Source organism: Geobacter sp., from assembly GCA_009684525.1.
Classification (GTDB): Bacteria; Desulfobacterota; Desulfuromonadia; order Geobacterales; family DSM-12255; genus Geoanaerobacter.
Window position 1 is genome coordinate 1,026,452 of record WKKR01000002.1, and the last position, 10,380, is coordinate 1,036,831.

The 10,380-nt window shown below is 53.0% G+C and carries 10 protein-coding genes; all 10 read left to right on the plus strand.

Going from position 1 to position 10,380, the window contains the following annotated elements:
• The first annotated feature begins 327 nt into the window (after positions 1–327).
• The 10 genes from GJT30_10660 (at position 328) to rfbF (ending at position 10,377) form a co-directional block, all read left to right on the plus strand.
• Positions 328–1,224, plus strand: a complete 897-nt coding sequence (locus GJT30_10660; GenBank protein ID MSM40068.1) for a glycosyltransferase — start codon at positions 328–330, stop codon at positions 1,222–1,224.
• 186 nt (positions 1,225–1,410) lie between these two features.
• Positions 1,411–2,556: a hypothetical protein gene (locus GJT30_10665; GenBank protein MSM40069.1), complete on the plus strand. Its 1,146-nt coding sequence runs from the start codon at positions 1,411–1,413 to the stop codon at positions 2,554–2,556.
• A complete protein-coding gene (locus GJT30_10670) occupies positions 2,556–3,728 on the plus strand; it encodes a glycosyltransferase (protein MSM40070.1) in 1,173 nt (390 codons plus the stop codon). Before GJT30_10665 ends, GJT30_10670 begins: the two co-directional genes overlap by 1 nt.
• A 383-nt stretch (positions 3,729–4,111) precedes the next feature.
• Complete coding sequence (locus GJT30_10675; protein MSM40071.1) at positions 4,112–5,065, plus strand: glycosyltransferase; 954 nt, start codon at positions 4,112–4,114, stop codon at positions 5,063–5,065.
• A gap of 4 nt (positions 5,066–5,069) precedes the next feature.
• Positions 5,070–5,948 (plus strand): glycosyltransferase, encoded by an 879-nt coding sequence (locus GJT30_10680; GenBank protein ID MSM40072.1) that lies wholly within the window; start codon positions 5,070–5,072, stop codon positions 5,946–5,948.
• Positions 5,949–5,991: 43 nt separating this feature from the next.
• Positions 5,992–6,777, plus strand: a complete 786-nt coding sequence (locus GJT30_10685) for a glycosyltransferase (protein ID MSM40073.1) — start codon at positions 5,992–5,994, stop codon at positions 6,775–6,777.
• A gap of 7 nt (positions 6,778–6,784) precedes the next feature.
• Positions 6,785–7,816: a glycosyltransferase gene (locus GJT30_10690; protein MSM40074.1), complete on the plus strand. Its 1,032-nt coding sequence runs from the start codon at positions 6,785–6,787 to the stop codon at positions 7,814–7,816.
• Positions 7,817–7,858: 42 nt separating this feature from the next.
• Positions 7,859–8,926 (plus strand): DUF2304 family protein, encoded by a 1,068-nt coding sequence (locus GJT30_10695; protein ID MSM40075.1) that lies wholly within the window; start codon positions 7,859–7,861, stop codon positions 8,924–8,926.
• A gap of 57 nt (positions 8,927–8,983) precedes the next feature.
• Positions 8,984–9,607 carry a winged helix-turn-helix transcriptional regulator gene (locus GJT30_10700; protein ID MSM40076.1) on the plus strand — a complete coding sequence of 208 codons (624 nt, stop codon included), beginning with the start codon at positions 8,984–8,986 and terminating at the stop codon, positions 9,605–9,607.
• On the plus strand, positions 9,604–10,377 hold the full coding sequence (rfbF, locus tag GJT30_10705; GenBank protein MSM40077.1) for a glucose-1-phosphate cytidylyltransferase: 774 nt from the start codon (positions 9,604–9,606) through the stop codon (positions 10,375–10,377). Before GJT30_10700 ends, rfbF begins: the two co-directional genes overlap by 4 nt.
• Positions 10,378–10,380 lie beyond the last annotated feature (3 nt).

Below are 10,380 nucleotides of genomic sequence, written 5' to 3' on the forward strand. Positions count from 1 at the left end.
TGAAGAATCTGAAACGCAAAGAGCCGTGATGTATCGTGGCAATGCCTGAGCACTCCCAATCCTTGATGCAACCTGTCCGGCACCACAATCCTATTTGAAGCTAGTGCATGAAAGAAAACCTTCCCAGCGCGAGGTAAACCCGAATTCGAGCTTGGCTGGACCTTTGCATGGCGGAGTTCGTACGCAAGTGGTGAGGGGTGCGGTAAGAATTCATTCTGTCCACCTCGCGATTAGAGATCTCTTCAGTCAAGAAGTGGTACTCATTTGGCTCTTGTGCTGTTGAACTGACGAGTCTGGCTAGTGTCGAAGGCGGGAGTTTATCCGAGTATGGACGCAGAACCTAAAATCACCATAATTACTCCTACATTAAATTCAGGAAATGCTATTGAGGCTTGCATCCGTAGTGTTGCTGGCCAGAAATATAAGAATATAGAGCATTTGATTGTTGATGGCCTGTCGACTGATAAAACCCTCGATATCGTGCAGAATTATGCGAAGCAGTACCCCCATATTCGATTTGTTTCTGAAAAAGACATCGGGATATATGATGCCATGAACAAGGGAATCGACCTTGCCAACGGTGAGTGGATTTATTTCCTTGGTAGCGATGACCTGTTTCATTCAGAAACTGTATTGGAAGAGATATTCGGCGTAGAAGGGATATCTCAATATGATTTCGTATATGGCAACGTGATCTGGGGGGATACCGGTACACTGTATGACGGTAAATTCTCTCTACTGAAGCTGATGGAGAAAAATATCTGCCATCAAGCGATCATCTATAAAAAGGAGCTATTCTATAAACTGGGCAAATTCGATACCGATTATAAAACGTGGGCTGATTGGTTGTTTAATATCAAATGTTTTACATTGCACGGCATTAAAATCAATTATATCGATATAGTTCTGGCTAAATTTGCATTTGGAGGTCATTCAAGTCTTAAAGTTGTAGATGATTATTTCATTAATAATAAAGAAAAATTATTTAAAACGTATTTTACAGAAGAGTATATAGATATAAACAATAGATTATGTCGTATCGAAACTGAATTGACAGAAAAACGACATTTGGTCGATGAGCAGGCAAACCAGTTGTCAGAGAAAGATGCACTGATTTGTGCCTTGAATAACCGGATTGATGCACTGCTGGGGTCCTTTTCGTGGAGAGTAACACGCCCCGTACGTGCATTAGCTGATCTGTTTATGCCCAAAGGGAACAAATGAGCCACTTATGTAATACATGCGTGGCAGAGGGGAGTTGTTTTGATTGAACGGTTTAAAAATGCTTGCCGCTATCGACGACTATTCGGGAATCGAGCGTTAGTTCGTCTTGTTGTAGAGACTTTAAAGAATAAAGGTGCTCCTGTTGTGCCGTCTTACCATGATAGTGATAAAGGGAACGCTAGAGAGTTGGTCAGTTCACGTTTCGCCTCGTGTTCACCCTTGAAGGTTTATTCGACACCGGCAGCAGACGCCAGGCGTATCAGTATCGTTACCGATAGCATCAATAGCGGCAGTCTTTATGGCGGAGTCGGGACAGCTATGATCATTGCCGCGTTGCTTGCGGAATCGATGAACGCGCGATTGAGAATAATCACTCGCACTGAGCCTTCCAAGCCTGGCAATCTACAGCACGTTCTTGGGACATACGGCATTGCTCTCCAGGACGACGTGGAATTCGTATTCGCGCCATTCAGCAACAATTACCATGAATTCGATTTCTTTTATGGGGAGATATTCATTACTACGTCATGGTGGACGACGGCTGCAACCATGGCGAGCATACCCCATGACTCAATTATCTACCTGCTTCAGGAAGACGAGCGGATGTTTTATTCCTATGGCGATGACCATCTCCACTGCTCAACTGTTCTTAAAAGCACGGGAATCCGTTTCGTAATCAATACACGGCTTCTGTTTGACCACTTTACAGCAGAAGGATTCACAAATATCGTCGAGAATGGTATTTGGTTCGAGCCTGCATTTCCGTCTGAGGTATTCTACCCCCGGGCTGATAAAAATCGAAGTAAGCGAACCCTGATATTTTATGCTCGACCCTACAACCTGCGCAACCTCTTTTATTTTGGCCTGGATCTTTTGGAGACGGCGGTTTCACGAGGTATTATTGATCTTGAAAAATGGGATATTTTGTTTGTTGGCAAGGATATCCCAAAGGTCATTATCGGTGGAACAATTAGCCCCGAAATCCGAGAAAATCTGGCATGGGCTGAATATGCTGAGTTGATAGGCCGTGTCGATCTGGGGCTTTGTCTCATGTATACTCCTCATCCGAGTTACCCTCCGCTTGATCTTGCAGCCAGCGGAGCGGTAGTGGTGACCAACAGGTTTGGCAACAAACGCGATCTTGCCAGCTATTCAGCCAATATTGTTTGCGAGGAACTCTGCAGTGAGTCAATGTTGGAGGCTCTTGAGGCTGGGATACATCTTGCCATGGATGAGACCACACGGAGTTCAAATCATGCCAATAGCGGGCTTGGTCGCAATTGGCGATCATCCACTGCCGGTATCATACAGGCCCTTTCGAGAAAACCCTGATGTTTTCGTTACTTTCATTAGCGCCTGCCTTTCCATATACTGACCCCTGGTGTCAAGGGCTTACGGAACGGCTGCGCATGCTTTGGAGGCGTAAACGCAGGGTGGCCTATTTTTACGATCTGCCGAACAACAGCACGTTCCGCTATCGAGCCTATAACATGGTGCAGGTGCTCAATGCCATCAAACATGAAATTTCCGCATCATATTTCTTCATGTCTGACCTGCACCGGATTGACGAAATCGCTGATGCTGCCGATATCCTGGTCATTTGCAGAACCTGCTACGATAATCGTGTAAATCAGGTAATTACAGCATTTCACAACCGCCGGAAGAGGGTTTTGTTCGATGTCGATGATCTGGTTTTTGACACTGACTTTGCCCCGCTAATTCTGACCACCCTTGATCAAGATCCTGATAACCCTAACGTATGGGATTACTGGTTTTCGTATTGCAGCCGGATGGGCGCAACCCTCAAATTATGTGATGGTGCAATAACGACTAACGAATTCCTGGCTGGCCATATTCAGAAATTTTCCGGTTTGCCGGTTTCAGTTGTACCCAACTTCATCAATAAAGAACAATTGGAGCTTTCAGACCAGCTTTACAAGGCTAAGGCGACCTTGAAGCCTGGTGAGGACGGCATGGTCCATTTTGGGTATTTCAGCGGCTCCCCCTCTCATAACCGCGATTTTGCTTTGGTGATCCCTGCGCTTGAATCTATCCTTGAAGAGCGTAAGGATACGGGGCTCGTGGTTGTTGGATACATTGAGGCTGGCCCGACACTTAAGCGCTTCAGTTCACGGGTGAGCTATTATCCATTTCACGATTATGTCAATTTGCAGCGACTTGTTGCATCAGTCGAATTCAACCTTATTCCACTTCAATACAATACTTTCACTAATTGCAAGTCGGAACTCAAGTATTTCGAGGCAGCCATAGTCGGTACACAAAGTATTGCTTCTCCTTCTTACGCGTATGCCAAGGCAATTGTCGATGGTGAGACTGGATATATATCCCAAGCATTTTCTTGGGAGAAAGCGATACGAACTGCCCTTGATGGTCTGGGTACCTATCGGGAGATGGCAGAACGTGCCTATGTTGATGCCCGCGAACGGTACGCCTGGTTCAATCAATGTGAGCGTATTCTCGACTCGCTTGACATAATTAGATAATTGCAGTTTTGCCCGATTCATGATGCGGGCCATGATCGGATTCATGGTTGAACGGTACGGCGCATTAGAGGATCAGGGGGCTCACTCTCCTGTGCTTGCTGATGGCTAATGCTGTGAAATTTGGAAGGTTATCACATTCAATTTCCTGTAAGGCCGAAGCGGGAAAATTTGCTTAGCCAAAGGCAGCATGGCATCACGCTGACAGCAGTTTGGGCTTATGATTCATTGTGGTGCGGTGACGATGATAATCAACTGCCTGTAGGCACAGCATGTGGCGGCCCTGTAGGTGCTGCTGGTGCTGACGACAAACGTGGTCGTGGTGTCATATTGCCATGGCAGCGTAATAAGGGATTGGGTTGCATTATACCGGGACAAGTCCAGCAATGGGGTGTTCAGTAGCGATTCTTCTCGCCACTTACAACGGCGCGGCATTCCTTCCAGAACAATTGGACTCGCTGATCATCCAAACCAATCGAGATTGGTGTCTCTTGGTTAGTGATGACAACTCGACGGATGCAACCCCTGAAATCATCGCTTCGTATCGGGAGACGCACCCGGCAGTTATCACGACTGTCCCAAATACTGGCGCCCAACTTGGTGCATGTCGCAATTTCGGTTATTTGCTGGAACAGACTGATGCACCATACATCATGTTTTGCGACCAAGATGATGTTTGGCTTTCAGATAAAATAGAGACTACGCTTCAGAAAATGCATGAGTTGGAGACAGCTTTTGGTCCTGATGCTCCTCTCTTGGTACATTCAGATCTCCGGGTCGTGGACCATGCACTTAGGCCTGTAGCGGATTCTTTGTGGCGGATGCAAAAGACAAATCCTCATGCCATTAGTCTTAACCGACTACTCATGCAGAATAATGCAACAGGCTGCACCATGATGATAAACAGGGCTCTGCTCGAACTTGCCTGCCCCATTCCATCATCTGCGCGGATGCATGACTGGTGGCTGATGCTGGTCGCTGGCGCATTCGGCCATATTGCCTTTTTGAATCGGCCAACTATGTTGTATCGCCAGCATGAAATGAATGACAGCGGTGCAACACATGTAAACTTTCTGACAGAAATTAGTAAAGTTTTTTCGAGGGCCCAGTGGAAAGCCGCACTGGATCAGCGCACTAAGCTAACAGCTCATTTGAGGCGTCAAGCGGCTGAGTTTCTTGACCGATATCGGGATAGGCTTGACGATCATCTGCAAGAAATAATCAATGCTTATCTGCAATTAGGGACGCAAGGCTTCTTCCGGCGACGATTGACAATATTGAGGTATAGGTTCTTTTATGGGAGTTGGCTCGTGAATCTGGGATTATTGCTCTTTAGGTAATGACATGGATCGAAAATGCAATCAATTCCAAGAGATAGCTGGGAGGGTATTGGCTGTCGAAGTGGTTTACAATGTTGACATAAAGGAATCAATTACTCTTTTTACACTTGCAGAGAGCCTCAATAGTATCGATACAAAGTTGGATTTGCTCATTTATGACAATAGCAGTGAATCAATGATGAGTGCAAGTGAAGAACTTCCACCTCAGTTAAACATTATATATATCCACGATTCATCAAATCCAGGTGTCAGTAAAGCCTATAACGAAGGGTTGCAGTTAGCACACAGGCTTGGCAAAAGTTGGCTTCTTCTCCTCGATCAGGATACTTCCTTCCCATCGGATTCTTTGCCTTTGTATTGTGAAGCAATAAATTCAGGTAAGGCGAATTTATATGCACCGTTCCTCAAGTCAGGCAATGTTACATTATCTCCATGTTCCTTCCGGATGGGGATTGGAGCTCCATTGAAAGAAGTCACTAAAGGCACTATGTCTTTGCAGCATCGGTCTATATTGAATAGTGGAATGCTGATCAATGTTGATGCAATGAAAAAAATCGGCGGCTTCGACGAGCGGATACCGCTCGATTTTGCCGATCACGACTTTTGCCGCCGTTTCGCTAGCCGCTTCGGCGAGGCGTATATCCTCGATATGGACTGCGGGCACGGCTTCTCCGACCGGGAGGAGACCCCGCTGGCAAGCGCCCTTGCCCGCTTCACCTTTTTCTGCCAGGGGGCGCGGAACAGTATCCGGTCGCCGCTGGACCGGCTCACCCATCCGCTGGCCATGCTGGTGCGGTGCCTGGTCCTCTCCCTGCGCTACCGTACCTTCAGGTTCTGGCCGCTCCTGCTGCGGGGGATGACCGGCCAATCCCGCGATGCATGAGGGACGGATGTCGGGGCTCTGCTGATTGTAAATTGCATTGACAATGTGCATAAACAGGGAAGAACTGTTGACCCCCATGGAAATACCGAATCCGCGCATCTCCGTTTGCATGGCGACCCATAACGGCGAACGCTTCATCGAGGCGCAGCTGGCGTCGATCCTGGCACAACTGGCGCCTTCCGACGAACTGATCGTTTCCGATGACGGCTCCACCGACGCCACGGTGGCGATCGTCCGGAGCCATGCCGATCCACGGCTGCGGTTGCTGACCGGGAACTGCTTTTCGAGCCCGGTGCTGAACTTCGAGAACGCCCTCACTTACGCATCCGGCGATATCATTGCCCTCTCCGACCAGGACGACGTCTGGCTCCCCAACAAGGTGGCGGTGATCCGCGAGCTCTTCTCCAGCAAACCGCAGCCGGTCTATCTGACGGTGCTGGACGCCGAGGTCATCGATGCGTCCGGGAACCTCCTCTTTCCTTCCCTGTTGGGCCGGCTGCGGCGGGCCGGGCCGGGCCTCTTGAAGAATATCGTCGACAATAGCTATATCGGCTGCAGCATGGCGTTTTCGCGGCAGCTGCTGGAGATCGCCCTGCCGTTTCCTCCCCGCATCCCGATGCACGACATGTGGCTCGGCCTTGTGGCCGAACTGTTCGGCGCCACCGCCTTTGTGCCAGTGAAGACCATGCAGTACCGCAAGCACGAGGCGAGCATGACCGACTTCCCAATCCGCTTCATGCCCTGGACGCAGCTCAAGCGGCGCTGGTTCCTGTCGTGGGCCCTGTTGCAGCGGTGGTTTGCTATGCGTCACAGGATAAACAGGGGGTAGGGGCGGTATGCCGCGAGTCTCGATCATCATCGTCAACTGGAACGGCCTGCACCACCTGGAGGAGTGCCTGGAGAGCATTGCCGCCCAGACGTTTCGCCAGTTCGAGGTGGTGCTGGTCGACAACGGTTCAACGGACGGCTCCGCTCCGTTCCTGCGGGAGCGCTTCCCCTGGGTCAGGCTCGTGGAGCTGCCGCAAAACACGGGGTTCGCAACCGGCAACAACCGGGGTTTCGAGCAGGCCCGGGGTGAGTTCGTCGTTACCCTGAACAACGACACCCGGGTTGACCCGGCTTGGCTCGCCGAACTGGTGCGGGTCGCCGACGGGAACCCGGCCGTGGGGATGGTGGGGTGCCGGATCTGCTCCCATGCCGATCCGGACGTGATCGATTCGATGGGGTTCGGCATCTGCCGCGACGGCATGTCACGCGGCATGCATCGCTTCAGGCGGTTTTCGGAACTCTCTCCTGTGCCGCCGGTCCTGGACATCCTCCTCCCCAGCGCCTGCGCCGCCCTCTACCGGCGGGCCATGCTGGAGAAGACCGGCTTTTTCGACGACGATTTCTTCGCCTATGCCGAGGACACCGACCTGGGGCTCAGGGGGCGGCGTGCCGGTTGGGGCGCCGTTCTTGCATCAAATGCGAAGGTACTGCACAAATATTCGCAGACAGGCGGCAGCTTTTCGCCGCTCAAGCTCTATCTGGTGGAGCGCAACCACTACTGGGTCGCCGTGAAGAACTTCCCCCCTGCAGCCCTCCTGCAGCTCCCCTTTTTTACGCTGCAGCGCTACGCGGTGCAGGCCGGGCTGGTTGCCGGCGCATCCGGTTCCGGCGAGGCTTTTCGCGGGAGTGGCCGCAAGGGTGAGCTCATGGGGGCGGCCATGAGAGGGGTGCGCGACGCCATCCTCGGCCTGCCTGCCTGCCTCGCCAAACGACGGCAGATTGCAGCCAAAGCGAGTATTTCTCATGAAGAGATGGCGGCCCTCTTGCGCAGTTATCCGCTGTCGTTCAGGGAACTCTTGACCGAAGCGGGCAAGCGGTGAACAGGTCTGCCAGCCGTTACGTGACCGGGCCATGGGAGCAGCATGATCACCTTTGATAAAATCCAGCTCTTTTCCCTTGCCTTCAGCGTGGGTATCTTTGCGTTCATCTTCGGGTTGGTGCAGCGGCGCCGGGTGAAGGAGGAATACTCCATCCTCTGGTTCTGCATGAGCCTCTTCTTCATCTACCTCTCCATCGACAAGCATGCCATCGACCGCTTCGGCGACTTGTTCGGCGTGGCATACAAGCCGAGCATCCTGATGCTCTTCACCACCGCCTTTTCCTTCCTGGTGCTGATCCATATCTCCATCGTCATTACCCGGCTTACCGACCAGAATAATGAACTGATCCAGGAGCTGGGACTGCGGAACCTGGACGAAGATGCCACAACCGGCCAACGGGCGGAACTGCTGGTCATCATACCCGCCTACAACGAGGCTTCCAGCATTGCTGCGGTGATTGCCGACCTGCGCAGCCTGGCGATGCCGCTGGACATCCTGGTGGTCAACGACGGTTCACGCGACCGGACGAGCGTCGTGGCTCGCGCCGAAGGGGTGCGGGTGATCGATCTCCCCAAGAACCTCGGCATCGGCGGTGCAGTCCAGACCGGCTTCAAGTATGCCGATCGCCATGACTATGCCATGGCGGTCCAGTTCGATGGCGACGGCCAGCACATTGCGGCGGAGATCCCCAAACTGCTTGCGGTCATGCGGGAGCAGCAGGCAAATGTGACGATCGGGTCGCGTTTCATGGGGTGGACCGAGGGGTACCGCTCCACCTTCATGCGCAGGTTCGGCATCCACCTGTTCGACGCCGTCAACTCGATCCTCATCGGCCAACGCGTAACCGACAACACCTCCGGGTTCCGCGCCTATGACAGCCGGGCCATCCACTTCCTGGCGCGGCACTACCCGGTGGATTACCCGGAACCGGAGGCGGTCATCCTGCTCGGCAAGAACGAGTTCCGGCTGGCCGAGGCCTCCATCCGGATGCGCGAACGTCAGGCAGGGACATCGTCGATCTCCGCCATGAACGGCATCTACTACATGGTCAAGGTGCTGCTCGCCATTGTCATGACAGCGATGCGCAAGCCGATCGATGATGGCGAATGACCCAGAATCTGCATCTTCCGCTTGACTTGACGCCTGTTTCCCGGTACCGTTCACGATATGAACGCTGCCGATCAAAAGTCGCTCGATACCTACAAAACCCTGCAGTTATTGTCCGAAATCGACCATGAACGGGAGATCTCCCAGCGGGAGCTGTCCCGGCGCCTGGGGATCGCCCTCGGCCTGGTCAATTCCTACCTGAAGAACCTCGTCTCCAAAGGTTTCATCCGGATCAAGAATTTCCCGCGCAACCGCTACGCGTATCTCCTTACGCCGACCGGTGTTGCGGAAAAAAGCCGCCTTGCCTACGAGCATCTGAGCTATTTCACCAGCCTCTACACCATCGCCCGCCAGGATTATCAGCAGCTGTTCCAGGAGCTGTTCGCTGCAGGGGTAAGAACGGTGGCATTCTGCGGTGTCGACGAGGTGGCCGAGATCGCCTACCTGTCGATCCAGGGAACCGGTCTGCAGCTCTGCCGGGTCATGGATGACGAGCATGCCGGAGAGACCTTTTTCGGCCTGCCGGTACTGAGTCTGGCAGATGCCCTGCTCCTGGATGTCGGCTGTATTGTGGTGACGTCACTGAAGCGTGGCGGGGATTTACGCAATGAACTGCTGCACAGGGGGGTCGACCCGGCATTGCTCCGGGCGCCCGGTGCGGCCCAACAGGAGGTTACACGATGAAAGTGGTCATCCTTGCCGGCGGTTTCGGCACCAGGATCAGCGAAGAGTCGCACCTGAAGCCGAAGCCGATGATCGAGATCGGCGGCCGGCCGATCCTCTGGCACATCATGAAGATCTACTCCAGCTACGGCTTCAACGACTTCGTGATCTGCCTGGGCTACAAGGGGTACTGCATCAAGGAATACTTTGCCCACTATTTCCTCCACGAATCGGACGTGACCTTCGATTTCCGCGATGAAAACCGGCGCATCGTCCATAGCCACACGGCCGAGCCCTGGCGGGTGACCCTGGTGGATACGGGTCTGGAGACCATGACCGGCGGCCGGGTGAAGCGGGTGGCCCCCTATCTGGACGGGGAGCCGTTCATGCTTACCTATGGCGACGGGGTCGGTGACGTGAACATCGCCGAACTGGTGGCGTTCCACCGTGCGAACGGACGGCTTGCCACCGTGACCACCACCCAGCCGAGCGGCAAGTTCGGCGCGCTCAACCTGGGGAACGACGACCGGGTCATGAGTTTCCAGGAAAAGCCCAAGGGGGACGGGCACTGGATCAATGCCGGCTTCTTCGTCATGCAGCCAGAGGTGCTCGGTTATCTGGATGGTGATGCCATGGTTCTGGAAAAGGAACCGCTGGAGCGGCTGGCCGGGGATGGCGAGCTGATGGCCTACAAGCACCACGGCTTCTGGCAGCCGATGGATACCCTACGCGACAAGATGCATCTGGAAGACCTCTGGAAAGAGGGGGCTGCGCCGTGGAAACTCTGGTGACGG